1 protein-coding gene is annotated in these 580 nt (G+C 52.9%); it reads left to right on the top strand.

Going from position 1 to position 580, the window contains the following annotated elements:
* The coding region (locus J5M58_RS25940) for a hypothetical protein (protein ID WP_207880176.1) at positions 1-457 on the top strand (457 nt) is incomplete at its 5' end.
* Between the last annotated feature and the right edge of the window lie 123 nt (positions 458-580).

Here is a 580-nt window from a genome sequence, read left to right as displayed (position 1 = left end):
GCAGGCAGAGTTGGCCCATGGGAGCCCCGAGAATTTGTTTATTTTCGCCATGGCGACGGTAAGCGTTTTTTACGTCAAGGGTTATTGGGGCGGAAAATCACAACTCCGCCCTGTCCAGACTCTCAAGGAGTTTCCCGCCAAGCATAATAAAAACAGCTCAAGATACCCGGCATTTTCGACACTGGACAGCGGAGATGGCCTGATGTTGCCCATCCATGCGGAAGAACTCATCGAACAGGTCTACGGTCAGATGTTTTTTTCGAATCAAGGCTGGGACCTGCGTGCCGAAAGTGTCCGTCAACATGCAGAAACTCAGACCATCAAGCGTGCGTACCACGAACAGCTATTCGAGTTTGCGGTTAAGGGACGCACGTCGAAGGAACTTCTGAACCTGTTCACACAAGTAGCCGCCTATATCGAGCAGCAGAAAGAAAATGGCGCGATAGTGGCTGTCTGAAATGGCAAAGGAGAACAGGTCTTGTCAGCGCAGCCCGTTCGCGCTTGGCTTCGAACATGGGGCGGAGGCCGTTGAGGACGCGCCGCTCCATGAAATCGAATCGAGGGTTCCGGAGTACAGGAT

The sequence above is a fragment of the Pseudomonas sp. 32_A genome, from assembly GCF_017490905.1.
GTDB lineage: Bacteria > Pseudomonadota > Gammaproteobacteria > Pseudomonadales > Pseudomonadaceae > Aquipseudomonas > Aquipseudomonas inefficax.
This window is presented reverse-complemented; position numbering and strand designations above follow the sequence as displayed.